The sequence below is a fragment of the Actinokineospora baliensis genome, from assembly GCF_016907695.1.
In the GTDB taxonomy this organism is placed as follows: domain Bacteria; phylum Actinomycetota; class Actinomycetes; order Mycobacteriales; family Pseudonocardiaceae; genus Actinokineospora; species Actinokineospora baliensis.
Map to the genome: position 1 here is coordinate 6,819,375 of NZ_JAFBCK010000001.1, position 23,711 is coordinate 6,843,085.

The 23,711-nt window shown below is 72.7% G+C and carries 23 protein-coding genes; 7 read left to right on the top strand and 16 right to left on the bottom strand.

Translation table 11 applies throughout. The features are described 5' to 3' along the window. Window positions 1-49: 49 nt before the first annotated feature. Entirely contained in the window at window positions 50-985 is a 936-nt protein-coding gene (locus JOD54_RS30250) for a bifunctional riboflavin kinase/FAD synthetase (protein ID WP_204455349.1), read from the bottom strand. A gap of 150 nt (window positions 986-1,135) precedes the next feature. On the opposite strand from JOD54_RS30250, the gene JOD54_RS30255 reads away from it, so the two are divergent. From JOD54_RS30255 to JOD54_RS30265, 3 genes are read left to right on the top strand one after another with little or no spacing between them, the layout of a single operon-like run. Further along, a complete protein-coding gene (locus JOD54_RS30255; RefSeq protein ID WP_204455350.1) occupies window positions 1,136-2,461 on the top strand; it encodes an MFS transporter in 1,326 nt (441 codons plus the stop codon). An 11-nt stretch (window positions 2,462-2,472) separates the two neighbouring features. Next, a complete protein-coding gene (gene truB, locus JOD54_RS30260) occupies window positions 2,473-3,363 on the top strand; it encodes a tRNA pseudouridine(55) synthase TruB (RefSeq protein WP_372440362.1) in 891 nt (296 codons plus the stop codon). Between the two features lie 11 nt (window positions 3,364-3,374). Then, window positions 3,375-4,187, top strand: coding sequence for a DUF7919 family protein (locus JOD54_RS30265; RefSeq protein WP_204455352.1), 813 nt, complete (start codon window positions 3,375-3,377; stop codon window positions 4,185-4,187). On the opposite strand, the gene JOD54_RS30270 is transcribed toward JOD54_RS30265, so the two are convergent. The 11 genes from JOD54_RS30270 to rimP all read right to left on the bottom strand — a co-directional run bounded on the left by JOD54_RS30270 (window position 4,168) and on the right by rimP (window position 16,244). Further along, entirely contained in the window at window positions 4,168-5,460 is a 1,293-nt protein-coding gene (locus tag JOD54_RS30270) for an MATE family efflux transporter (RefSeq protein WP_204455353.1), read from the bottom strand. The two genes, JOD54_RS30265 and JOD54_RS30270, sit on opposite strands and share 20 nt — an antisense overlap. A 63-nt stretch (window positions 5,461-5,523) precedes the next feature. After that, window positions 5,524-6,921 carry an ABC transporter substrate-binding protein gene (locus JOD54_RS30275; protein WP_239573555.1) on the bottom strand — a complete coding sequence of 466 codons (1,398 nt, stop codon included), beginning with the start codon at window positions 6,919-6,921 and terminating at the stop codon, window positions 5,524-5,526. A gap of 217 nt (window positions 6,922-7,138) precedes the next feature. Then, on the bottom strand, window positions 7,139-8,122 hold the full coding sequence (locus JOD54_RS30280) for a DHH family phosphoesterase (protein ID WP_204455354.1): 984 nt from the start codon (window positions 8,120-8,122) through the stop codon (window positions 7,139-7,141). A 264-nt stretch (window positions 8,123-8,386) separates the two neighbouring features. Continuing rightward, window positions 8,387-9,217 (bottom strand): alpha/beta hydrolase, encoded by an 831-nt coding sequence (locus tag JOD54_RS30285; protein ID WP_204455355.1) that lies wholly within the window; start codon window positions 9,215-9,217, stop codon window positions 8,387-8,389. Window positions 9,218-9,330: 113 nt separating this feature from the next. Further along, complete coding sequence (locus tag JOD54_RS30290; RefSeq protein WP_204455356.1) at window positions 9,331-10,194, bottom strand: alpha/beta hydrolase; 864 nt, start codon at window positions 10,192-10,194, stop codon at window positions 9,331-9,333. 120 nt (window positions 10,195-10,314) lie between these two features. Continuing rightward, window positions 10,315-10,767 carry a 30S ribosome-binding factor RbfA gene (gene rbfA / locus JOD54_RS30295; protein WP_204455357.1) on the bottom strand — a complete coding sequence of 151 codons (453 nt, stop codon included), beginning with the start codon at window positions 10,765-10,767 and terminating at the stop codon, window positions 10,315-10,317. Between the two features lie 31 nt (window positions 10,768-10,798). Further along, window positions 10,799-11,092, bottom strand: coding sequence for a DUF503 domain-containing protein (locus tag JOD54_RS30300; protein ID WP_204455358.1), 294 nt, complete (start codon window positions 11,090-11,092; stop codon window positions 10,799-10,801). Between the two features lie 68 nt (window positions 11,093-11,160). Continuing rightward, a complete protein-coding gene (gene infB, locus JOD54_RS30305) occupies window positions 11,161-14,226 on the bottom strand; it encodes a translation initiation factor IF-2 (RefSeq protein ID WP_204455359.1) in 3,066 nt (1,021 codons plus the stop codon). Between the two features lie 86 nt (window positions 14,227-14,312). Then, the gene (locus JOD54_RS30310; protein ID WP_372440363.1) at window positions 14,313-14,588 is read right to left on the bottom strand and encodes a YlxR family protein; all 276 of its coding nucleotides are present in this window, start codon (window positions 14,586-14,588) and stop codon (window positions 14,313-14,315) included. A 103-nt stretch (window positions 14,589-14,691) separates the two neighbouring features. Then, window positions 14,692-15,705 carry a transcription termination factor NusA gene (gene nusA, locus JOD54_RS30315; protein ID WP_204455361.1) on the bottom strand — a complete coding sequence of 338 codons (1,014 nt, stop codon included), beginning with the start codon at window positions 15,703-15,705 and terminating at the stop codon, window positions 14,692-14,694. After that, window positions 15,702-16,244, bottom strand: a complete 543-nt coding sequence (gene rimP, locus JOD54_RS30320; RefSeq protein WP_204455362.1) for a ribosome maturation factor RimP — start codon at window positions 16,242-16,244, stop codon at window positions 15,702-15,704. The genes nusA and rimP overlap by 4 nt, the downstream gene beginning before the upstream one ends. A gap of 165 nt (window positions 16,245-16,409) precedes the next feature. Between rimP and JOD54_RS30325 the strand changes: the two genes are divergently transcribed. Both JOD54_RS30325 and JOD54_RS30330 read left to right on the top strand, forming a co-directional pair. Further along, window positions 16,410-16,844, top strand: coding sequence for a hypothetical protein (locus tag JOD54_RS30325; RefSeq protein ID WP_204455363.1), 435 nt, complete (start codon window positions 16,410-16,412; stop codon window positions 16,842-16,844). After that, window positions 16,841-17,341: a ferritin-like domain-containing protein gene (locus JOD54_RS30330; protein WP_204455364.1), complete on the top strand. Its 501-nt coding sequence runs from the start codon at window positions 16,841-16,843 to the stop codon at window positions 17,339-17,341. The genes JOD54_RS30325 and JOD54_RS30330 overlap by 4 nt, the downstream gene beginning before the upstream one ends. Before the next feature lie 539 nt (window positions 17,342-17,880). Here the strand turns inward: JOD54_RS30330 and JOD54_RS30335 are convergent. From JOD54_RS30335 to JOD54_RS30345, 3 genes are all read right to left on the bottom strand, one after another. Continuing rightward, a complete protein-coding gene (locus JOD54_RS30335; RefSeq protein WP_204455365.1) occupies window positions 17,881-19,476 on the bottom strand; it encodes a methyl-accepting chemotaxis protein in 1,596 nt (531 codons plus the stop codon). Between the two features lie 136 nt (window positions 19,477-19,612). After that, window positions 19,613-20,380: a hypothetical protein gene (locus tag JOD54_RS30340; RefSeq protein ID WP_204455366.1), complete on the bottom strand. Its 768-nt coding sequence runs from the start codon at window positions 20,378-20,380 to the stop codon at window positions 19,613-19,615. 48 nt (window positions 20,381-20,428) lie between these two features. After that, complete coding sequence (locus JOD54_RS30345; protein ID WP_204455367.1) at window positions 20,429-21,460, bottom strand: aminotransferase class V-fold PLP-dependent enzyme; 1,032 nt, start codon at window positions 21,458-21,460, stop codon at window positions 20,429-20,431. Between the two features lie 24 nt (window positions 21,461-21,484). Here JOD54_RS30345 and JOD54_RS30350 point away from each other — a divergent pair, with 24 nt between their 5' ends. Further along, on the top strand, window positions 21,485-21,895 hold the full coding sequence (locus tag JOD54_RS30350; RefSeq protein WP_204455368.1) for a YjbQ family protein: 411 nt from the start codon (window positions 21,485-21,487) through the stop codon (window positions 21,893-21,895). Here the strand turns inward: JOD54_RS30350 and JOD54_RS30355 are convergent. Further along, window positions 21,880-22,836 carry a YhgE/Pip domain-containing protein gene (locus JOD54_RS30355; protein WP_307860409.1) on the bottom strand — a complete coding sequence of 319 codons (957 nt, stop codon included), beginning with the start codon at window positions 22,834-22,836 and terminating at the stop codon, window positions 21,880-21,882. The genes JOD54_RS30350 and JOD54_RS30355 overlap by 16 nt on opposite strands. Window positions 22,837-22,962: 126 nt before the next feature. Here JOD54_RS30355 and JOD54_RS30360 point away from each other — a divergent pair, with 126 nt between their 5' ends. Continuing rightward, entirely contained in the window at window positions 22,963-23,670 is a 708-nt protein-coding gene (locus JOD54_RS30360; RefSeq protein WP_204455369.1) for a DUF8017 domain-containing protein, read from the top strand. Window positions 23,671-23,711: the final 41 nt, after the last annotated feature.

Genomic DNA, 23,711 nt, shown 5'->3' on the forward strand with positions numbered 1-23,711 from the left:
GTATCTTGCCGGCCCACCAGTTCGTTTCGTGGGATAACCACCGCAGGCGCTAAGCGAGCAGCTCCCTGGTCAGCGCCACGTCGCGGTGCATCTGCTCGACCAGAGCGGCTGAGCTGGGGAAACGCTCCATCGCGCGCAGCCGGTCGACGAAGTCGATGGCCACCCGCTGGCCGTAGAAGTCCTCGTCGACGTCGAGCACGAAAGCCTCGACCCGGCGCTCGCGGCCGGAGAAGGTCGGGTTGGTGCCCACCGACACCGCGGCCACCAGCGGCGGCCTGTTGTGCCCGTTGAGCAGGGTGAACCTGGCCGCGTACACCCCGTCGGCCGGCACGGCGGCGAAACGCGGGGTGGACAGGTTCGCGGTGGGGAAGCCGAGCTCGTGCCCGCGGCCGTCGCCGCGCACCACGATGCCCTCCAGCCGGTGCTCCCGGCCGAGGGCGGTGGCCGCGGCCCGCACGTCGCCCGCGTCGATGCAGGAGCGGATGTAGGTGGAGGAGAAGGCGAGTTCCCCGGCGGTCACCAGTTCCGCGCCCTCGGTGGTGAAGCCGAAGCGCTGGCCGAGGGTGGTGAGCAGCTCGACGGTGCCCGCGGCGCGGTTGCCGAAGGTGAAGTTCTCCCCCACCACGACCGCGGCCGCGTGCAGGCGCTCGACCAGGATCTCGTGGACGAACTCGTCCGGGGCCACCTTGGACAGCTCCTGGGTGAACGGCAGCACGCAGAACACGTCCACGCCCAGTTCCTCGACCAGTTCCGCCTTGCGGCGCAGGGTGGTCAGCTGGGCGGGGTGGCTGCCGGGGCGGACCACCTCGGAGGGGTGCGGGTCGAAGGTGAGCACGACGCTGGGCAGGTCCCGCTCGGCGGCCAGGGCCACGGCCCGGGAGATCAGTTCCTGGTGTCCTCGGTGGACTCCGTCGAACACGCCGATGGTCGCCACACAGCGACCCCAGCCCCCGGGTAGGTCCGCAAGACCGCGCCAACGCTGCACAACCGCAAGCCTAGTGGGTTGACCCCGGGGGTGCGGCGAGCCGGGTGTGTGACCGAACTCCCCGTTCGGACGGGTGTGCGGGACCACACGTTTAGCTAGGCTAACAATCGCGTCGCGACTGCCGCAGCGGACGACGAGAGGAGCGGGCCGTTGCCAACCACCGGGCGCAGGGCACTGGCGATCTGGGCCGCCGCCGCGGCGGTGTACCTGCTGGCGATGTTCCACCGCACCTCGCTCGGGGTCGCCGGGCTGCAGGCCGCCGACCGCTTCGGGATCACCGCGGCCCAACTCGGCACGTTCACCGTGCTGCAGATCGGGTTGTACGCGGCCATGCAGGTGCCGACCGGACTGCTGGTCGACCGCTTCGGCCCGCGCAGGGTGCTCACCGCGGCCGCGTTGGGCATGGGCCTGGGGCAGGTGCTGTTCGCCGTCGCCTCCAGCTACTCGCTGGCCCTGGTCGCGCGCGGCGTGCTCGGCATCAGCGACGCGATGAGCTTCGTGAGCGTCCTGCGGGTCGTCGCCGCGCACTACCCGCCGCGCAAGTACGCCCTGCTCGCCTCCGTGACCGCGGCGCTCGGGCAGCTGGGGAACCTGCTGGCGACCGTGCCGCTGACGTTCCTGCTGGCCAACGCGGGCTGGACGGCGACCTTCGTGATCGCGGGCGCGGCGACGGCGGCGTACTCGCTGGTCGTGCTGCTGCGGGTGCGCGACACCCCCGGCGGCGAGCACGAGCCGAGCCCGGCGACCGCACTGGCCGATGTGGTCGGTCAGGTCCGGTTGGCGTGGCGGGTGCCGGGGACCCGGCTGGGCTTCTGGGTGCACTTCGCGACGATGTTCTCCCCCGGCGTGCTGAGCCTGCTGTGGGGCTACCCGTACCTGGTGCAGGGGCAGGGCCTCTCGCCTGCGGCCGCCGGGTCGGTGCTGAGCCTGCTGGTGCTGGTGTCGATGGTGACGGCACCGCTGATCGGGCAGCTGATGGGCCGGTGGCCGCAGAGCCGGATGCCGATGGTGGGCGGGTTCCTGGCGGTGGCGGTGCTGGTGTGGGCGGTGCTGCTCGGCTGGCCGGGCGGGGTCGTGCCCGCGCCGGTGGTCGCGGTGGCGTTCGCGATCTTCGCGGTGGGCGGCCCGCTGTCCGGTGTGGCGTTCGCCCTGGCCCGCGACTACAACCCCCTGCACCGGGTCGGCACCGCCAGCGGCGTCGTCAACGTCGGCGGCTTCACCGCGATCACGGTGTCCGCCCTCGGCGTCGGCCTGCTCCTCGGCGGCGACACCGCCTCGGCGGGCCCGTCGGCGTTCCGGATGGCGTTCCTCGCGGTGACCACTGTCCTGCTGCTGGGCGCCTGGCGGACCCTGGTGTGGTGGCGCCGCGCGCGGGCCGCCGTGTTCGCCGCCGAGACCAGGGGCGATGAGGTGCCGGTGCGGATCAGGCGCCGCCCGTGGGACATCCCGGCAGAGCAGGAAGCGGCGGCGTCTTAGGATTGCCGCTCGTGTCTCAGCGTGCAGCAGTCCCCCCCGGCCTCATCGTCGTCGACAAGGCCCCCGGCATGACCTCCCACGACGTCGTGGCCAGGGTCCGCAGGATCATCGGAACCCGCAAGGTCGGCCACGCGGGCACCCTCGACCCGATGGCCACCGGCGTCCTCGTGCTCGGCGTGGAACGGGCGACCAAGCTGCTCGGGCACCTGGCGCTCGACCGCAAGACCTACCTGGCCGCCATCCGCCTCGGCGTGGCCACCACCACCGACGACGCCGAGGGCGAGGTCCTCGACACCGCCGACCCGGCCGGCGTCACCGACGAGGCCATCGCGGCCGGGATCGCGGCCCTCACCGGCCCGATCCAACAGGTCCCGAGCTCGGTCAGCGCGGTCAAGGTCGACGGGAAGCGGGCCTACGCCCGCGTGCGCGCGGGCGAGGAGGTCCACCTGGCGGCCCGCCCGGTCACGGTCTTCCGCTTCGACCTGCTGGCCACCACCCGCACCGAGTCCACCCTGGAACTCGACGTCATGGTCGACTGCTCCTCCGGCACCTACGTCCGGGCCCTGGCCAGAGACCTCGGCACCGCCCTCGGCGTCGGCGGCCACCTCGGCGCCCTCCGCCGAACCACGGTCGGCCCGTTCGACCTGCGCATGGCCCGCACCCTGGAGGCCCTGGAGGAGGACCCGGCCCTGTCCTTGAACATGGAAGCCGCCGTCTCCGCCGCCTTCCCCCGCCGCGACCTGGACCGCGTCGAAGCCCTGGCCCTGTCCCACGGCAAGCGCATCCCGGCGGGCGGCATCGAGGGCACCTACGGACTCTTCGACCCGGCAGGCAAAGCCGTCGCCCTGGGGGTCGACGAGGGCACGACGGCCAAGGCCCTGGTCGCCCTCAACGTGACGTAGCAAGGGGAACTGTGACTGAGTACGCGGACCTGAGCCGCTACGAGTACTGGGACTCGGCTGACGAGGAGTCTCCTCCCGCCAAGACGCTCAACGTGGGGTGGCTCGGAGACGCCTTGCCCTCCGTTCCTGAGGAGCCCGACCCGGTGCTTGTCAGCGCCTTGGTCCGGCTCGCTCAGTCGCACCGGGTGCGACAGACGCGGGGATCCCACGGTTGTCGGCTTTGCCCAACGCGGGACCGCGGTATCCGCGTGGAGACCGAGGAATCGCCGACCGGATCAGTCCACTTGGGATCAGCGGAGATCGAGGTCCGAGGCACGGACGGCACGGTCTACGCGGCACCGACGTTGATCGCGCACTACGTGGCCGCACACCACTATCGACCCCCGGGTGCTTTCGTGGAAGCCGCGGTCGCGGCGGCGGAGGGAGCGGGGCCGTACCACTCGCTGGTGCCGGGCCCGTTCCCGGAGATGGGCACCGCGACCGACCGCCATGGCGACGAGCACACCCACGTGGGCTGGCTGACGCCGGGAATGCCGTTCGACACCGCAGCGCCCGACGCTCGCCTGGTCGATGCCCTGCGCGCACTGTGGACGACGCACTGGAGTTGGCGCAGCGGCGGCACCTACCTGTGCCCGGTGTGCCTCGAGCGCGCCATCCCACCGGATCCAGCAGGCTTCGGGATGAGCGCGATCACGCTCCCCCGCGACCGCGGTGCGCCCTTCCACGTGCCCTGGACGATCTTCCACCTCATCGAGGCACACCGGTACCGGCCACCGGCGGAGTTCACCGCAACCGTGTTCGCGGCTACCGGATCGCTCCGGTGACCGCCCAGCGGCCGGTGCGCATGCGGGCCAGCAGGGTGATCAGGCGCAGCACGATGAACAGCGTGAGGCCGGTCCAGATCCCGGCCAGTCCCCAGTCGAAGGCTTGGGACAGCCAGATCAGGGGCAGGAAGCCGACCATGGCCGAGGCGAGGGTGGCGGTGCGGAGGTAGGCGATGTCGCCCGCGCCGAAGAGGACGCCGTCGAGGGCGAAGACCACGCCTGCCACGGGTTGCATGGCGACGAAGAACCACCAGGCGTGGGGGATCTCGGCGAGGACGGCGGGGTCGGTGGTGAACGCGCGTGGGAGCACGTGGGACAGTCCGGCGAACAGGAGTCCCAGGGCGACGCCGAAGACCAGGCCGTAGCGGGCGAACTGTCCGCTGAGGTCGCGGGCGCGTCGAGCCGCTCCGGCGCCGAGCGCCGCGCCGACCAGCGATTGCGCCGCGATGGCCAGCGAGTCGAGCACCAGGGCGAGGAACGTCCACAGTTGGAGAACAACCTGGTGCGCGCCCACCGCGCCGACCGAGGTCCTGGCGGCGACCGCGGCGGCGGACAGGAAGCAGGCCTGCATCGCCAGGCTGCGCAACACGAAGTCGCGCCCCAGCTTCAGCTGCGCCCAGATCACCCGCGGCCGCGGCGGTTGCGCGTGTCCCCGCAGCGCGCCGAGGAACAACACCGCGGCCACCGCCTGCCCGATGACGTTGGCCACCGCGGAACCGTCGAGTCCCCAGTCGAGGGCGTGGACGAACGTCGGGCACAGCACGACCGAGACGCCGTTGCCCGCCAGGACGTACCACAGTGGTCGCCGGGTGTCCTGCACACCGCGCATCCAGCCGTTGCCCGCCAGGGTGATCAGGACCATCGGCACGCCGAGTAGCGCGATCCGCAGCCACCCCTCGGCGGCCGCGGCCATGTCCCCCGACCCGGCCAACGCCCGCGCCACCGGCCCGGCCACCGCCTGGCCGACCCCCACCAGCACCAACCCCAGCCCCACCGCCAACCACGTCGCCTGCACCCCCTCGGCGGCGGCCTCGGCCCCGCGCCCGGCCCCGTGCAGCCGGGCCGCGCGGGCCGTGGTGCCGTAGGACAGGAACGTGAGCTGGGTGGACAGTTGCGCCAGGACGACCGCGCCGATCCCCAGGGCACCCAGTTGGACACCGCCGAGGTGACCGACGACCGCGGTGTCCACGAGCAGGTAGAGCGGCTCGGCGGCGAGAACGGGCAGGGCGGGCACGGCCAGTCCGAGGATCTGCCGCAACGAGGCTCGGTCCACGGCGCTGACGATACGCAGCCGGGTGTCACACCGCCCGGTGATCGCCAGGGGTATCGATCAAGCTTATTTGGCCGTCTTCCAGAACTTGGCCTGGCGGTCGGCCATGGCGTCGATGAAGTCGGCGGCCGAGATGTCGCCGCGCAGGAGGGTGTCGGTGAGCGGGTAGAGGACGGTCTCGGCCCAGGCGCCGCCCGCGAGGGCGTTGACGCCGTCGAGGTAGATGGCCTGCTCGGCGCCGGGGTCGGTCAAGCCCGCCTTGATGTCCTTTTGTGACTCCGGGACGGCGAGGTCGGCGCGCGGGGTCAGGTTGTCCGCGACCGCGGGGACGCCGGAGAGGATGTCCTTGTTGAGCACGTAGGCGATGAAAGCCTTGGCCGCGCCCGGGTTCTTCGCCTTGGCGGTGATGGCGAACCCGACCGGGATCCGCTCGACGACGGTGTGCGTCGCGGCGGTGGGCTGCGGGAACGGGAACGAGGCCAGGCTCAGGGTGCGCCCCTCGCCCTTCTTCTCCAGGTACCGCTTGGACTCGCCGGGCAACCAGCCCGGCATGGACAGGTACGCGGCCTCGCCGTCGGCCCAGCGCTGCTGCAGGGTCGGGTACTTCGCCGAGTCCCAGCCCGGGGCCAGGTACCGGCCCTTGGCGATCTTCTCGACGAACTCGGCGGCCTGGTAGAGGCCGACGTCGTTGCGCCACACCTCACCGGTCTTGTCCTGCGCCGCCTTGACCACCCCGCCCGCGCCGAGGAAGCGCAACGCCGCCTGGGTGAACAGCGACGCGTTCGACACCGGCCGGTCGCCGTCCTGGGCGAGCGCGGCGACACCGGAGGCCTTGGCGTTGTCGAACAACCCGAACAGCTCGTCCGTGGTCTTCGGCGGGGTCACCAGCCCGGCGACGGCGCGGTCGTACCACCAGGCGGACCCGAACACCACGTACGGTATCTCGAAGATCTTGCCGTCCGGGCCCTTGTTCTGCGGGAAGTCGTAGGAAGCCGCGGGCAGCACGTCGCGGACCTTCAGCTCCCCCTCGCCGACCTTGTAGTCCAGCACGTCCTCCACCGGCTGGGTGCCGCCCGCGCTGACCACCGACGCCATGACCTGGCTGACGTCCTGGTCGAACAGGTCGGGCACGGTGCCGGTGTTGAGCGCGGGCGCGACGTTGCGGGTCAGCAGGTCGCGGCCCAGCCACAGCACGTTGACCTTGACGCCGGTCTTGTCGGTGAAGCAGCGGATCGCCTTGCTCAGCACCTGCCCCTGCGGCTCGTCGGCGTTCCACATCGACCAGTAGGTGAACTCCTTGTCCCCGTCGGGCCGGATCCCCGCGTCCGGGCAGTCGGAGACCAGGAACGCCTGGGGCCCCTGCGGCGCCCCGGCGGCCGGGTCCGCCCCGCCTCCGCCGGACCCGCACCCGGTGACCACCAGCGCGCAGGCGAGCACGAGCAGCGTGACCTTGGTCGAGGACATCAGCACCACCTGATCGAGTCGGCGAACCACCGGCGGCGCACGTCCCGACCCACACGCCCGGCAACGAATGGTTTATACCATCAGGCCATCACGTGACCGGCGGAAAACGTCGAGAAGTCGCGCTTTCGCCGCGGCCGGGTCACACCGGGTCCCGACCCGGTCACCCAGTGGTCCACACCACGGCCGCGACGCCCCCGTGCGCTCCGGTGTGGACGGCTCAGGCGAAGGCGTTCTTGATGAGCACGAGCACGTCCTCGGCCGACCCCTGCGCGGGGAACCCGGCGGCCAGCCGGTGCCCGCCGCCGCCGAGCGAGGCCGCGACCGCGCGCACGTCGGCCGAGCCCACCGCGCGCAGCGACACCGACCAGCGCCCGGGGGTGAGCTCCTTGGCCACCGCGGCGACCTCGGCCCCGTCGACCGTGCGGACCAGGTCGACCACGCTGTCGGCGTCCTCGGGGTCGAGGCCGACCAGGTCGGTCAGCGACACCACGGTCACCACCAGCCCCTGCCCGTCCACCGCGTCCGGTACGAACTGCGCGCGCGCCAGCACCGACGACACCATCCGCAACCAGCCGAACGGGTGCGAGTCCATCAGCTCCCTGGCCACCGCGGTCGGGTCGACCCCCGCGGCGATCAGGCGCCCCGCGGTGGCGTGCGTGTCCGGGGTGGCCCGGCGGAACGACCCGGTGTCGCCGATCAGGCCCGCATACAGGCACGTGGCGATCGCCGGGGTCAGCTCGGCGCCGAGCTCGTCGAGCAGCGCGAGCACCAGCACCACGGTGGCCGGGGCGGTCTCGTCGAGCACGTGGTCGGTGCCGAACCGGGTGTTGGCCACGTGGTGGTCCACCACCAGCACCCGACCGCCCGCGGCGGTGGTGGCGGGCACCCGGTCCACCAACTGCCCGAGCCGCTGCTCACTGGCGCAGTCGAGCGCCACCAGCAGCGAGGGGACGGCGGGAACCTCGGCGGCGGGCACGACCAGCCCGACCGGGTCCAGCCCGCGCAGCGACCGCGGCACCTCGGCCGGGAACCCGAAGGAGACCCGGACCACCGCCCCGCGCGCGTGCAGCGCCATGCCCAGCGCCAGCGCGCTCCCCAGGGCATCGGCGTCCGGGCTGACGTGCGCCAGCAGCGTCACATCGGTAGCGGTGCGGAGCAGGTCAGCGGCGGCGGCCAGGTCGGCGGCAAGATCAGTTCCCACTCCACCCAGGGTTCCCGCGCACGGGCACGCTGTCCAGTCGGATCACCAGGCGGGCTCAGGTCAGGACGGCTTCCTGCCGCCCCGGTCACGGGTCTCCTGCGACCTGGTCACCAGAGCGGCGCCGAGCGATCACCAAGCGCCGCCAGGCCCGCCTTGGATTTCCGTCGCCGAAGACCCCGGGCAGGCCCAAGATCACCACGGGGACCCGCCACCCAACCGGGCAACCCGACCGCCGCCCGGTCAGGGCTCTTCTGCCACCGTCGGTCAGGGTGTTTTCTTGCCGAGCGAGTCGCCGATGTTGCGCAATACCTCCGGGAGGACTTTCTTCCAGTAGGCCGTCGTGTGGTCGCCGTCGCCGAAGACCGCCGGGTTCGCCTTGGTGCGTTGGGCCAGTTCACGGGCGGCGGGCAGCAGCGGGTCGTCGGTGCCGCACCAGACCGCGAAGGGCAGTCCGGCGACCGCGGTGAGGTTGCGCAGCGGCTCGGTGCGCTGCCACTGCTTCTCGTCGGTGTAGCCGCCGAACTTCTCCGCGTCGGACCAGTCGGTGAACACCGCGGGGCTGACCGCGGTCAGCAGCGCCAGGCCCGGGGTGCGGGCGTACTCGAACGCCCCGACCGCACCGGAGGAGATGCCCAGCACGGCGAACGGGGTGTCGGCGAGTTCGGCGCGGCTGAGCCAGTCCGGCAGCTCCTTGGCCAGCATCGTCTGCGGCGCGCCGAGCCAACTGTTGGTGCCGCCGTCGACCGCGACCACCGCGAAGGGCCTGGTCCCGGCCCGCACGGTCGCGGTGAGCAGCGGCGGCAGCCCGATCTCGACGAACTGGTTGGCGTCGGTGCCCTCGCCGTGCAGCGCCAGGCAGACCGGCAGCGGCCCGGTGACCTCGCGCGGGCGCATCACGATCATCTTGACGTCGCCGATCGAGGAGCGCCAGATCAGGTTGCTCACCGAGGTCGAGTCGACCGGGGGCGCGCTGCTGGGCAGGGCCTTGGGCGGCGCGGCCGGGGTCTGCTGCTGCTGGCGGGCACCGCAGCCCGCCGCGGCCACCGCGGCCGCCCCGGCGATGAGGAACCCGCGTCTGGTCCAACGTCCGTCCACTGTGGAACTCCCGTGGTGGGATGATCGGTGGTCAGCACCGCCTCGGCGGGCAGCCCCGACGCGAACAGCGACCGCTCGGGCCGGTGCGGAACAATAGGTCTACACCACTCGGGTCAGATGTGCGAGCCTATGAACGACAACGCCTCGGGCACGACCGTGGTCCAGTAGTCGGCGTCGTGGCCCCCTGGCGCGGTCCTGGCCACGGCGGGTCGCGCCGTATCGATGAGCCGGTTGGCCGAGGGCAGTAGCGGATCGGCTGTGCCGCACCATACACCGAGTTTCGCCCCGCGGAGGGCATCGATGTGACGCAGCGGCTCGGTCTGCTCCCACTGGGCCCGGGTGGTGAACACCCCGCGCGCCCGCGCTTCGGTCCAGGAGGTGAACACCGCCGGGCTGATCACCGCGGCGGCGCGCACCGCGTCCGGGTGGTCGCGCACGTAGTTGAGGGCCCCGTAAGCCCCCATCGAGACGCCGAGCACGGCGAACGGGCGCGGGTTGAGGCCGAGGTCGGTCAGCCAGCCGGGCAGTTCGTCGGTGAGCATCGCCACGGGGTCGTCCTTGGCCGAGGTCTTCACCCAGTAGGAATCGCCACCGTCGACGGCCACCACCGCGTACGCCGCCGCGGCGCTGAGCTGGCCGCCGACGCCAAGACCGGTGAAGACCCTGGCCCGCGCGCCCCGACCGTGCAGGGCCAGGCAGACCGGCAGCGTGCCCGGCGCGACCCCGTCCGGGCGGAAGGCGACGACCTCGACCTCGCGGTTGCGCGCCGCGGACTTCACGGTGCGCACCTCGAGCAGCTTGGGCGGCCGCGTGGTGGTGGTCGGCCCCATCTCGGTCGGGATGGGGGTCCGCGCGTCACTGGCCGCCGGGGTCTCGTCGCGGCGCAGCGCCCAGGCGCCGAACAGCCCGAGACCCACCGTGGTGGCCACACCCCCCACCGACGCCGCGATCACCTGGCGGCGGGACAACCCGGACATGCGCTCCCCGGAACGGCCGATCTCGGAGACGCCCCGACGACTCTCCGTACCCCGGAATCTTTCCGGTTGTCGCCCGATAGCGCTAGTACCCCGTCACCCGAACGACGGAGGAAACGATTGTCAGTCGTCGTCTTCGTCGTCGGCGCGCGGGGCCTTGTACGGGTCTGCCTCGCCCGCGTAGGCGGCACCGGAAGCCCTGGCGGCAACCTCGGCGTCGGCGGCCCTGGCGCGGGCCAGGAGGTCGTCGATGCGGCGGGCGTCGTCGGGGACGGTGTCGGCGATGAAGGTCAGGGTGGGGGTGAAGCGGACGCCGGTGCCCTGGCCGACCAGGGTGCGCAGCACGCCGGTGGCGCTGTCGAGCGCCGCCTTGGCCGCGGTGTGGTCGGGCTCGGCGTCGAGCTTGTCCCCGAGCACCGTGTAGTAGATCGTCGCGTCGTGCAGGTCCGCGGTCACCTTGGCGTCGGTGATGGTGACCCGGGCCAGCCGGGGGTCCTTCACCTCGTGCTCCAGTGCCGAGGCCACGATCTGCGAGATGCGCTTGGCGAGCTTGCGCGCGCGGGGTGCGTCGGCCACGACGCTCCTTCTTTCCGTGTTCGGTCGGTGATCAGTCGTCCGGCCCGAGCAGCCTGCGCCGAGCCGACAGCAGTTCCAGCTCGGGGCGCCCGGCGACCAGCCGTTCGCAGGCGTCGAGGACGTCGGTGACGTGCCCGGCGTCGGCGGCGACCGCCGAGACGCCGATCAGGGCCCTGCGGTGCAGGTCGAGGTGACCCGCCTCGGCGGCGGCGACCTCGAACCGCTTGCGCAGCTCCGCCACCACCGGCCGCACCGCCGAGCGCTTCTGCTTGAGGGAGTGGACGTCTCCGAGCAGGAGGTCCAGTTCCAGGGCACCGACGTACACCAGGCATCACCGAAGAGGGTGAGTAGGGAACCCCGGGGGCCGCGGACGGCCCCCGGGGTGGTTGCCACTTACGTGCGCGGCTTCTCGCGCATCTCGTAGGTCTCGATGATGTCGTCGACCTGGAGATCGCTGTAGGAGCCGAGCGTCAGACCGCACTCGAAGCCCTCGCGGACCTCGACGGCGTCGTCCTTGAACCGGCGCAGCGAGCTGACCGGCAGGGCCTCCTGGATGACCACGCCGTTGCGGATGAGCCGGGCCTTGGAGTTGCGCCGGATCTCGCCCGAGGTGACCATGCAGCCCGCGATCGTGCCGACCTTCGAGGACTTGAACACGTCGCGGATCTCGGCGCGGCCGAGCTCCACCTCCTCGTAGATGGGCTTGAGCATGCCCTTGAGGGCCGCCTCGATCTCGTCGATGGCCTGGTAGATCACCGAGTAGTAGCGGACATCGATGCCCTCGCGGTTGGCCAGCTCGGTGGCCTTGCCCTCGGCGCGGACGTTGAAGCCGATCACGATGATGTTGTCCGCGATGGCCAGGTTGATGTCGCCCTCGGTGATCGAGCCGACGCCGCGGTGGATCACCCGCAGCTCGACCTCGTCGCCGACGTCGATCTTCGTGAGCGCGTCCTCGAGTGCCTCGACGGTACCCGAGTTGTCGCCCTTGATGATCAGGTTGAGCTGGCTGGTCTCCTTCAGCGCGGCGTCCAGGTCCTCCAGGCTGATGCGCTTGCGCTTCTGCGCGTTCTGCGCGGCCCGGTTCCTGGCTGCCCGCCGCTCGGCGATCTGGCGCGCCGTGCGGTCCTCCTCGACGACGAGGAACGTGTCGCCCGCTCCCGGCACCGAGGTGAAGCCGATGACCTGGACCGGACGCGACGGGGTCGCCTCCAGGATGTCCTCGTTGAACTCGTCGACCATGCGCCGGACGCGACCGTAGGCGTCGCCCGCCACGATCGAGTCGCCGACGCGCAGGGTGCCGCGCTGCACGAGGACCGTGGCCACCGGACCGCGACCGCGGTCGAGGTGCGCCTCGATCGCCACGCCTTGGGCCTCCATGTCGGGGTTCGCCCGCAGGTCCAGCGCCGCGTCCGCGGTGAGCAGGATCGCCTCGAGCAGGCCCTCGATGTTGGTGCCCTGCTTGGCCGAGATGTCGACGAACATGGTGTCGCCGCCATACTCCTCGGCCACCAGCCCGTACTCGGTGAGCTGCTGGCGGATCTTCTGCGGGTTGGCGCCTTCCTTGTCGATCTTGTTCACCGCGACCACGATCGGCACGGCGGCCGCCTGGGCGTGGTTGATCGCCTCCACCGTCTGCGGCATGACGCCGTCGTCGGCGGCGACCACGATCACCGCGATGTCGGTGGCCTGCGCACCGCGGGCACGCATGGCGGTGAACGCCTCGTGACCGGGGGTGTCGATGAAGGTGATGAGCCGCTCGCGGTCCTCCAGGGAGGTCGCGACCTGGTAGGCGCCGATGTGCTGGGTGATGCCACCGGCCTCGCCCTCGTGCACCGTCGTCTTGCGGATGGTGTCGAGCAGGCGGGTCTTACCGTGGTCGACGTGGCCCATGACGGTCACGACCGGCGGGCGGGCCTGCAGGTCGTCCTCGTCACCGGCGTCCTCGCCGTAGCTGATCTTGAACGAGTCGAGCAGCTCGCGGTCCTCCTCCTCGGGGGACACGACCTGCACGGTGTAGTTCATCTCCGAGCCGAGCAGCTCCAAGACCTCGTCGGAGACCGACTGGGTCGCGGTGACCATCTCGCCGAGGTGGAACAGCACCTGCACCAGCGAAGCCGGGTTGGCGTTGATCTTGTCGGCGAAGTCGGTCAGCGAGGCGCCGCGGGCGAGCCGGATGACCTCGCCGCTGCCCTTGGGCAGCCGGACACCACCGACGCTGGGCGCCTGCATGTTGTCCATGTACTCCTGGCGCTTCTGGCGCTTGGACTTGCGGCCGCGCCGCGACGGCCCACCGGGCCGACCGAACGCACCCGCCGCGCCACCGCGACCACCGGCACCGGGGCGACCGCCGCCACCACCGCCACCGCCGCGGAAACCACCGCCACCACCGGCCGGGGCACCGCCGCCACCGCCACCGGGGCCACCGCGGAAACCACCGCCGCCGCCACCGCCACCGGGACCGCCGCGGAAACCACCGCCGCCGCCACCGCCACCGGGGCCACCGCGGAAGCCGCCACCGCCGCCCCCACCGGGACCGCCGCGCGGGCCGCCGCCGGGGCCACCACGGGCACCGCCGGGACCGCCACCAGGACCGCCGCGACCGCCACCCGCGGGGCGGGCGGGCCGGGGCGGCATCATGCCGGGGTTGGGCCGGGGCGGCATGTTGCCGGGGTTCGGGCCACCCGCGGGACGCGGGCCTGCGGGCCGGTCACCACGGGGACCACCCGCGGGCCGGTCGCCACCGGGACGCGGCGGGCGGTCGCCACCGGGGGCACCGCCACCGGCGGGCCGGTCACCACCGGGCCGGGGCGCGCCCGGCCGGGGCGACGGGGCTCCGCCACCGACGCCGAACGGGTTGTTGCCCGGCCGGGGCGCGCGCGGCCCCGGCTTCGGGGACTGGGTCCGCGGCGGGACGACCCCGCCGCCCTGACCACCCTGCTGGGGCGGCGTTGACCGCTCCTGGCGCTGGGCGGGCTTGGGCGCGGGGGGCGTCGCGGGCGCGGCGGCCGGAGCCTGCGCGGCAGCGGCCGGGGCCTGCTGCTCGCGGACCGGCTCGGCCTGGCGCGGCGCGGGCTTGGGCCGCGGCGGACCGGGGACGAATCCGGGCTTGGGCGGCAACGACGACGCGGTCTGCGCCGGTGCCGGGGGCCGCGCCGGAGTCGGCGCGGGTGCCGGTGCGCTCGGGGCGCTGCTCGCGGCCGCCGGGGCCTGCGCGGCGGGGGCTGCTGCCTCCGGGCGCGGCGCCGGGGGGCGCGGGGTCGGCTTGGGGCCGGGTCGGGGGCCTGGCTTGGCCTCGCCCTTGCCCGGGTAGGCGTCCCGCAACCTGCGGGCCACGGGCGCCTCCACGGTGGAGGACGCCGACTTCACGAACTCGCCCAGGTCCTTCAACTTGGCGAGTACATCCTTGCTGGTGACTCCGAGCTCTTTCGCCAGCTCGTGCACACGGGCCTTGCCTGCCACTGCTCTCCTCGTCTGATGAGGCCGGCGGCAGTCCCGTCGACCTCGTCCTATCGTCGCGCGATCATGTCTTCAGCTTCACGGCTGACTCATGACGGGTCGACCTGCTTCCTCTGTTCCTCCACGGGACGGGAGTATCCCGTCCCGACACCGCCCGCGATCCGCTCGATCTCCGATCGCAGACCGGCCACGTCGAGCGCGTCCTGGACCCGCAGGGCCCTGGGGAACGCCCGCCGCTTCTCGGCCTTGGCCAGACACCCTGGGTCGGGGTGCACCCACGCGCCCCGGCCCGGCATCCTGCGCCGCGGATCGGGGACCAGGTCCCCGTCCGCGTGCACCACTCGCAGCAGTTCCGCGGCCGCCACCCGAGCCCGGCACCCCACGCAGGTGCGCACCGGGGTTGCCCCAGGCAGGCGCGTGGAAACCGGGTGTTGATGGCGAACCATGGGAAAGTCTATCTTGTCCGGCTCAGTCAGCAGAACCGGATACCGGAGCCGCCTGCGCGCCCGCCGCCGCGTCGCTGCGGATGTCGATGCGCCACCCGGTCAACCGCGCCGCCAACCGGGCGTTCTGGCCCTCCTTGCCGATGGCCAGCGACAGCTGGAAGTCCGGGACCACCACCCTGGCGGTCTTGGCCCGCTCGTCGACGACCGTGACCGACACCACCTTCGCGGGCGAGAGCGCGTTGCCCACGAACGTCGCCGGGTCGTCGGAGTAGTCGATGATGTCGATCTTCTCCCCGGCCAGCTCGCTCATCACGTTGCGCACCCGGGCGCCGACCGGGCCGATGCAGGCGCCCTTGGCGTTGACCCCGGCGACGGTCGAGCGGACCGCGATCTTCGAGCGGTGCCCGGCCTCGCGGGCGACCGCCGGGATCTCCACCGTGCCGTCGGCGATCTCGGGCACCTCCAGGGCGAAGAGCCTGCGCACCAGGTTGGGGTGCGTTCGCGACAACGTGATCTGCGGCCCGCGTGTTCCCCGGGTGACGCCGACCACGTAGCACTTGATGCGGGTGCCGTGCTCGTAGTTCTCGCCCGGCACCTGCTCGACCGCGGGCAGCACGCCCTCGGTGTCGCCGACCTGCACGACCACCATGCCCCGGGAGTTGGCCCGGGTGTCGCGCTGCACCACGCCCGCGACGATCTCGCCCTCCTTCGCGGAGAACTCGCCGAAGGTGCGCTCGTGCTCGGCGTCGCGCAGCCGCTGCAGGATGACCTGCCTGGCGGTGGTCGCCGCGATCCGGCCGAAGCCCTCGGGGGTGTCGTCCCACTCCTCGTCGACCTCGCCGTCGGCGCCTGTCGTGTAGGCCAGCACCCTGACCAGGCCGGTGCGCTTGTCGATGTCGATGCGCGCGTGCGGCTGGTGCCCCTCGGTGTGCTTGTAGGCGGTCAGCAGCGCCGTCTCGATGGCCTCGATGACCGTCTCGAACGGGATGTCCTTGTCGCGCTCGATCGCCCGCAGCGCCGCGATGTCCACGTTCATCGCGCGTCCTCCTCAGTACCGGACGCCCGACCTTCGAGCATCGCCATCTCCGCCACCGGCGGTTGTTTGAACTCCACCTCGACCACGGCGTGCGCGACCTCGCTGTAGGTGACCCGGCGCAGCTCGCCGTCGAGCAGCACCTGGACACCGCCTTCGGGGTCCTCATCGGCCGCCCCGACCCTTGCGGTGAACTCCGCGCCCTCCACCGGGCGGATCTTGACCAGCCGCAGCTTGGCCCGCCGCCAGTGCCGGGGCCGGGTCAGCGGCCGGTCCACCCCCGGTGAGGTGACCTCGAGGGTGTAGGGCCCGCCGAGGACGGCGTCGTGCTCGTCGAGCACCGCCGAGACGGCCCGGCTGACCACGGCGACCTCGTCGAGGCCGACCCCGTCGTCGCCGTCGACCACGACCCGCACCAGCCGCCTGCGCCCGGCCTGGGCGACGTCGAGCTGCTCGAGCTCGAACCCGGCCGCGGCGATGGCGCCCGCCACCACGGGTTCCAGCTCGGCCGTGACGTGGTCGCCTTGTCCCTGGTTGGCCACCGTGGCCGCTCCCTGTTCTGGTCGATGGTGCGATTGTCTGCCGGTCGGCGGTACACCCGCCCACCGTGGTCACCTAGCGTATCTCGCCCGCCATGGGACAGCCGCCGCAGGCGATCATCCCGACTCCCCGACCGCCCGAACCCGGGCCTGGCAGGATGACCGACCGTGAGCACCACCGGATCCCTCAGCCGCCGCGCACTGCTGCTGGCGGCGTCCGCGGTCGGGCTGGCGGCCTGCACGCCGACGCAGGCCGCACCGCCACCACCGGACCCGCTGGCCGAATTGGAGGCACGGGCATTGGCGGACGCGACCACCGCCCGGGCACTGGGTGCGACGGCGGTGGCGGACGCCAGGGCCGAGCACGCGCGGGTGCTGCGGGCCGAGATGGACCGCGAACGCCCGCCCAAGCCCTCCTCGTCCGGCGCACCGACCACGACTCAGGCCCCCACTCCCCCGGCAGACCCGAAGGCCCTGGTCGAGTCGTTGACCAAAGCCCAGCAGGAAGCGACGGCCCTGGTGGCCACGCTGCCCAGGTACCGGGCCGGGCTGGTCGGCTCGGTCGCGGCGGGGTGCGCGTGCCTGGTGGAGGTGCTGGCATGACCCAACCGACAACCCAGCCGGTGTCGACGTCGGTGCCGCCCACCCGGGCACCGCTGGCACAGGACTCGCTGGCCGCGGTCCAGGCCGCCCTGGGCGCCGAACACGCCGCCGTGTGGGTGTACGGCCTGGTCAGCGCCTTCCTCCCGGCCTCGTTCGACAAGCCGATCGGGGACGGCGCCCAAGCCCACCGAACCCGCCGCGACACCACCGAGCGACTCCTGGGCGCCTCCGGTGCCACCCCGGCCCCGGCCGAACCCGCGTACCTACCCCCCAAACCGGTGACCGACCAAGCCTCAGCCCTGACCCTGGTGATCGACGCGGAACAGGACTGCACAGTCGCCTGGCGCGCCGTCCTGGAACGCACCGACGCCGAGGTCGCCGCCGATGTCCGGGCCAACGCCGCCCTCGCCCTGACCGAGTCAGCGGTCCGCGCCACCCGATGGCGCAAGACGGCGGGAATCACCCCCCTGACTCCCGTACTCCCAGGCCAGCCCTAGACCCGGACGACGGGTGCTGAACCGCACCGCCGATGTCGGATCCACGCCGCCACGGCGGGGATCAACCCACCAGCCCGCTGTGCCGCCGGGGCCAGCCCGGCACCTTCGAGCCGCACCCTCCGCAGCGGCGTGCTGGCCAGCCCTAGGCCCCGGCTGAACCGCATCGCCGATGTCGGATTCCCGCCGCCCGGCGGCGGGAATCACCCCATCCGCACCCTGTGTCGCTGAGGCTCGCCCGCAGCTGGCTCGGCACTTCGGGCCGCGCACTCCGCAGCGGCGTACCGGGCGGTCGTCGAGCACGCCCCGTGCTCCACGCCAGCCCCAGGCCCCGATCGAGAGGTGCTGAACCGCACGGCCGATGTCGCGGCCAACCCGACACCTTCGAGCCGCACCCTCCCGGTCGGCCGTCGAGCACGCCCCCAGTGTTCTCAGGCCAGCCATTGGCCCCACGGACGTCCCCGGACAAGGCGAAACCGGGCAGGGCTCCCTTGGGGTGGAGCCCTGCCCGGTCACCGGACCCGCGTTCGGTACTGGAGCGGTCAGTACGTGAAGCGGGTGACCATTTCCTGGAGCCTGCCGCTGAGGCGGGTGAGCTCCGAGGTGGCTTGTTCGGCTTCGGTGACGCCGCGGGAGGTTTCGTCGGCGGCGCCCGCGACCTCGGTGATGGCGGAGGCGATGGCGTTGGTGCCGTTGGCGGCTTCCGAGACGCTGCGGCTGACCTCGTCGGAGGTGGCCGACTGCTCCTCGACGGCCACCGCGATGGCCGACTGGAACTGGTTGACCCGGTCGATGACCTGCACGATCTGCCCGATCGCGGCCACGGCGGCCTCGGTGTCGGCCTGGATCGCGGCGACCCGGCGGCCGATGTCCTCGGTGGCGCTGGCGGTCTCCTGGGCCAGGTCCTTGACCTCACCGGCGACGACGGCGAAGCCCTTGCCCGCGTCACCGGCGCGGGCGGCCTCGATGGTGGCGTTGAGCGCCAGCAGGTTGGTCTGCTCGGCGATGGAGCGGATGGTCTTGAGGACGTCGCCGATCTCGGCCGAGGAGGAGCCGAGGCGGGTGATGATGTCGTTGGTGTGCTGGGCGGTGGCGGTGGCCTCGGCGCCGACCTTGGCCGCCTCGGAGGTGTTCGCGGCGATCTCGCGGATGGAGGCGCCGAGTTCGTCGGCGGCGGCGGAGACGGTGCCGACGCTGTCGGACACGCGGCCCGCGGCGTTGGACACCTCACCGGCGCGGTGCGAGGTGGAGCCCGCGGCGTCGGTGAGCCTGCCGTTGGTGGCGGCGAGCCGGTCGGCGGACCCGGCCAGGCCGGAGGCGGACTCGGCGACGTCGGAGACGACGGTGCGGATCTCGTTGACCGCGTGGTGCAGCGCCCGGCCCATCTCGCCGATCTCGTCCTGCGAGCTCACGGACAGCTTCTGGGTGAGGTCGCCCGCGGCGACCCGGTTGGCGTAGTCCTGCAGGCCGCGGACCGGCCTGCGGATGCTGCGGGTCAGCAGCCAGCCGAGGGTGAGGGCCAGCAGCACGGCGGCAGCGATGACGCCGATGGTCAGCCAGCGGGAGGTGGCGGTCATGTCCGCGATCTCCTGGCGCTGGGTCTCGGCGTAGCGGACCAGCGCGTCGGTCAGGTTCGCGAAGTCGGCGGTGACCTTGGGCAGGTTCTGCTGGGCTTCCTGGTTGTACTTGACCTCGTTGGCGGTGTCACCGGCGGCGGTGGCGGCGCGGCGGTTCTTGTGCGAGGTCCAGAAGGTCTCGTTGTCGCTCTTGAGCTGGGTGAGCATCGGCTGCAGCTCGGCCGGGATGCTGCCGGCCAGCTTGGCGAAGGCGGCGTCGGTGTCGGCGAGCTGCTGGTCGCGGCCCTTGGCCAGGCTCTCCAGGGCGCCGGGGTCCTTGACGGTCTCCATGACCACGTCGGTGGTCAGCGCGGAGAGGTTGTTGGTCTGCACGGACTTGACGTCCACCAGCGGGGTGACGGTGTCCTCGGAGATCGAGGCGGCCCGGTCGCTGACGTTCGCCTGCTGGGTGAGGCTGAACACGCCGAGCGCGATGACGACGACGGCGAGCACGAGGAAAGCGCTGAACACCCGGGTGCCGACACTGCGCCGCAGCGGGTTGCGAGTCCCTGAATCAGCCATGCGAGCCTCTCCCTGTCCGGTGCGCGGACGAGCCCGCGCCGACGGCGCCACCGAGCACCGGTGGCACTCCTCAGGCGTGGTATCGGGCGGCGCGGGCCCGGGAGTAGGAGTTTCGCGTCACTTCACGCCGACGGGTTCAGCCGCCGGTGTCGGGGTCGATCTCGGCACCGAGCCGCAGCGCGTCGGCGCAGACCTTGTCGAGCTGGGGCTTGTCCGCCTTCGTGCCGACCGCTTTGCCGCCCGAGGGGGCGTAGTCGGCCTCGACGATGACCACGACGGTGCCGTTGAGCTGGGAGTCGTAGCCGTTGCTGACCGACTTGAGCGGGGCGGCTTTGACGACGCCCTCGCGGACCAGGTCGTTGACGTTGCCGGTCTCGTCCTCGTTGGTGAGCGCGATGAGGCCCGCGGCCTTCTCCTTGTCGGCCATGTGCACGACCGACACCGAGACCAGCGCCTGCTTGCCGCCGACGTCGGCGGTGTACATGGCCTGGGTGACCTTGGTGCACTGGCCCGGCTGCGAGAGCAGCTGCTTGGTCTTGCCGTAGGCGTGCTGCTGGCAGTCGCTGTCGACCCTCGGTCGGGGGACATCCGGGTGGGCGACGAAGGTGTAGACGCCCGGGGCCTTCGGTCGGGTCTGCTCGGTGCTCGGGGTGGTCTGCTGGGTGCTCTCGCCCTGCACGTACCAGAACACGAATCCGGAGATCACGGCGATGGCGACCAGGCCCGCGATGCGCAACGCCCAGGTCAGCGCCGGGTTGCCGGTCGGGGCGGGTGCCTGCTCCTGGAAGCGGAACGGTTCGTCGGGGCGTCGGCCCGCTTGCACGCGCGGGATCCACTCGGTCTCCCCGGAGCGGTTGTACTGCTCGGGGGGCCAAGGCGGTCCGGGGCGCTGGGGATCCGACACGAACGCTGACAGTAGTTGGTGTGGCCCGCCGGTGTCATTCGACCCGTTTCATCCGAGTCGTCCACGTCGGATTGCGGCGACCGCCACGTCGACGTCTTCGGCGGTGTTGTAGAGGTGGAAGGCGAGCCGGGTGCGGCCTGCCCGGTTGGCACAGCGAACACCCGCTTCCGCGAGTTGTTCGGCGGCACCGGGCAGGTCGAGGGCGACGATCGCGGAGCCCTGCGGTGGCAGGTCCAGCTGGGCTAAGAGGCTGTCGGCGAGCCCAACGACGTGGTCACGCACTGCGACCTGGTCGAGGCTAGCGAGCCACGGCAGCGCTGCGGCGGCGCCGACTTGGGAGAACCAGGCCGGGCCGATGTCGTAGGCGCGCGAACTGTCCGCTAGGCGCAGCGGCAGGCCATAGATCGAGTCCCACGGGTCTTCTCCGGCGTACCAGCCTGCGGCGACGGGCCGGGTCCACTCGCGGGCCTGGGGGCGGACCGCGAGCCAAGAGGCGCCGCGCGGGGATACGAGCCACTTGTATCCGGCGCCGACGACCCAGTCGACCCAGGTCAGGTCCATGGGGAGCCAGCCGAGGGCCTGGGTGACGTCGAGCAGGACGCGCGTTCCGGCGGCGCGCAGGCCCGGCAGGTCGGCGATCACCCCGTCCGCGGACTGCACGGCGCTGACGGCGACCAGGTCGTGGCCGGGGGCGTGGTCGACCAGGTCGGTGGGATCCACCTCGGTGACGGTGACGCCGCGGTGGCCTTGGGCGGCGAACGGGAAGGTCACACTGGTGAACTCGCCCCGGGCGGTGAGCACCCGGGTGCCGTCCGGCACAGCGGCGGCGACCATGGCGACGAGCTGCGAGACGCTCGCGCCGATGGCGACTTCGGCCGGGTCTGCCCCGACCAGGCCCGCCCACGCCGCGCGCGCGGTCGCGACGTGCGGGTCGAACACGGGCGGAGGGTCCTCGCCGCGTCCCCACCGCTCGACAGCGGCCCCGACGGCGGCGACCACGCGGGCGGGCGGCACGCCGATGCTCGCGGAGTTGAGGTACCCGGTCGGGACGTCGAACAGCTCTCCAAAGGCGGTGCGCACGTCCAAAACAGTACGGTGGGTGGGGTGCACAGCGAGGAGTTCGAGATCACGACCGGCGACACCGAGGTCGTCCACGACCTGACCGGCCGGTGCGCGGAGTTCTTGGCCGAGGCGGGCGCGGTGGACGGCTTGCTGCACGTCTGGGTCCCGCACGCCACCGCCGGGGTCGCGGTGCTGGAGACGGGCGCGGGCAGCGACGACGACCTGCTCGCCGCGTTGCGGGCGCTGCTGCCGAAGGACTTCGCCTGGCGGCACCGGCACGGCTCGCCCGGTCACGGCCGCGACCACGTGCTGCCCGCGCTGGTACCGCCGTACGCCAGCATCCCCGTCCTCAGTGGACGGATGATGCTGGGCACGTGGCAGTCGATCTGCCTGGTGGACACCAATGTGGACAACCCGGTGCGCAAGGTCAGGCTGAGCTACTTGGCGGGCTGAGCGGCCTTGCGCGCGTTCGGCAGGACGACCGCGACGAGTCCGGCCACGGCGATGCCGCCGAGCACGAGCAGGCCCAGCGTCACGTCCGGCGCGTCAGGCGTGCCCTGCAGGAGGCTGCGGAGCCCCTCGGCGGCGAACCGGAACGGCGTCCAGGACCACAAGAGCGCGCGGTAGGCCGGGTCGAGCATCTCCGGGACCTGCCCCGCCACCGCCGGGGCGATCAGGTAGAGCGGCCCGAGCAGGGCCATCGCGCGGATGCCGAGGTGGTGCAGCAGCGCGCCTTGCAGTGCGACGAAGGCGACCGCGGTGAGCAAGAGGTAGCCCAGGACGGCGAAGTCCAGCGGTAGCCCGGAATCCCACAGGGCCAGGAACCCCGCGACAACGGCGACCCCGGTGACGCTGACCCCCGCGATCAGCCCGATGCGGTGCGCGGGCTCGGCCTTCACGCCCAGCCTGCCGCCGAGCACCACGAGCCCGGCGCCCGCGACGAGCCCGCCGATCCACAGCAGCGCGGAAGCGGCCAGCGGCGCGGTCCGGCCCGCCGTGCTCGCCGGGGAGATCATCTCGGTGCGGACCTGGCCACCGAGTGCGGCGGCGGCCCCGGTGAGCACCTGCTGGGCGACCTGGGTGCCCTGCGGGTTGACCGCGCCGGACAGCACGATCGTCGCCCCGCCCGCGCCGAGTTCGAGCACGCCGTAGACCTCTTTGTCGGCCAGGGCCCGGCGAGCGCCGTCGGGGGTCTCGACCCGCCAGGCGACGGCCTCGCCACCGTGGGCGGCGATCTTCTCGGCCGCCGGGCGCAGCGGGTCGGCGGCCGCGACGGCGAGCGGGACGCCGTCGGGGCGGGCGCTGGCCTGGCTGCCGAAGGTGAGCAGGCCGAGGACGGCGGCGACCGCGGCACCCACGACCGCGAGCAGGGCGACCAGGCGGGAGCTGGACATCGGGTTCTCCGGATTCATCAGTCGTTGAATTACGCCGCCAGGGTAGGGCCCGCGCGGCACGGAAGTCAACGCGTGTTGAAATCGACTGCCGGACCGACCCCGGTCCGGCTGGGCTACGGTCATCCGGTGCGCACCCAGCGGGCGGCCGTCGCGGCCCTCTCGCTCGCGGCGGCCGTGGCGGTCCTGGCCACCGTCGCCGTCCTCAGATCGCACGAGGACGACCCGGACGCCCCGCACGTGACCGCAGTCCCGCCCACCAGGACCCGACCGGCCGCCCCCGCCTCCCCCAACCTGCCCGGCTGGCAGGTCGTCGACGACGACGCGGCGGGCCTGCGCTACGAGGTGCCGTCGAACTGGGCGCTCGCCCCGGAGACCGAGACGCTGGAGTCGTCCTCCGGCGCGGTGCTCACCCACCTCGCGGACTTCGGGACCTACCTGTGCCAGGGCGCCGAGTACGGGCGGGCGTTCGCGGGCAGCGGGCGCGTCGACGGCGACCCCGCCGAGGTGGCCGCGGAGTTGGCGGCGGCCATCGCCGCCGACCAGTACAGCGACGGCAGCCAGACGGCGAAGGTGACGCTGTCGCGGCCGACGCCGATCGTGCGGGACGGGGCCCGCGGCACGCTCATCAGGGCCGACGCGGAGGTGACCGCCGGTGAGGTCGCCGACCGGTGCGCCAGCACCAGGGGCGTGGTCACGGTCGTCGCGCTGGCCACCGCGGCGGGGACGGCGGTGGTGGTGCTCAGCGCCGACACCGACGACCGCGGCGACACCGCGCCCACCGCCTCCGGGGACGACCTGCGCGGCATGGCCGACAGCGTCCGGCCCCGACGGTGACCGGGTCAACGGCGGCGGGACTGTCCGACCGGTACTGTCGG